1 protein-coding gene is annotated in these 900 nt (G+C 66.1%); it reads right to left on the reverse strand.

Annotated elements, in window-relative coordinates; translation table 11 throughout:
* The coding region (locus tag IMZ11_RS42640) for a DNA gyrase C-terminal beta-propeller domain-containing protein (protein WP_305075949.1) at nt 1-900 on the reverse strand (900 nt) is incomplete at both ends.

Here is a 900-nt window from a genome sequence, read left to right on the forward strand (position 1 = left end):
CAGACTGCCACGTTTGCGGTCGTACTGGATCGTCAGGATGCCCTTGCCGCCGCGGCCCTGGACCGTGTACTCGTCGATCGCGGTGCGCTTGGCGTAGCCGCCCGCGGTCGCGACCAGCAGATACGTGTCCGGCTGGACCACGTTCAGCGACAGCAGCCGGTCGTCCTCGTTGAACCGCATACCCTGCACACCCGAGGTGGCCCGGCCCATCGGACGCAGCGCCTCGTCGGTTGCGGAGAAGCGGATCGACTGGCCGTTTGCGCTCACCAGCAGCAGGTCGTCGTCGGCCGAGCAGAGCACCGCACCGACCAGTTCGTCGCCGTCGCGCAGGTTGATGGCCACGATGCCGCCGGAGCGGTTGGAGTCGAAGTCGACCAGCTTGGACTTCTTCACCAGGCCGTTGCGGGTGGCGAGCACCAGGTACGGCGCATCCTCGTAGCTCTTGATCTGGATAACCTGCGCGATGCGTTCCTCCGGCTGGAAGGCCAGCAGATTCGCCACGTGCTGACCGCGCGCGGTGCGCGAGGCCTCCGGCAACTCGTAGGCCTTTGCTCGGTACACCCGGCCCTGCGTGGTGAAGAACAGGATCCAGTCGTGGGTCGAGCAGACGAAGAAGTGGTTGACGATGTCGTCGGCCTTGAGTCCGGCGCCCTGCACGCCCTTGCCGCCGCGCTTCTGGCTGCGGTACAGGTCGGTCTTGGTGCGCTTGGCATACCCGGTCTCGGTGATCGTGACGACGACGTCCTCACGCGCGATCAGGTCCTCGTCGCTCACCTCACCGTCGGCCGGGACGATCCGGGTCCGACGATCGTCGCCGTATTTCTCGACCAGCTCGGCAAGTTCATCGTGCACGATGGCACGTTGGCGCTCGGGCTTGGCCAGAATGTCCTCGAGATCGGC

The organism is Microtetraspora sp. AC03309 (assembly GCF_020826795.1).
Classification (GTDB): domain Bacteria; phylum Actinomycetota; class Actinomycetes; order Streptosporangiales; family Streptosporangiaceae; genus Microtetraspora; species Microtetraspora glauca.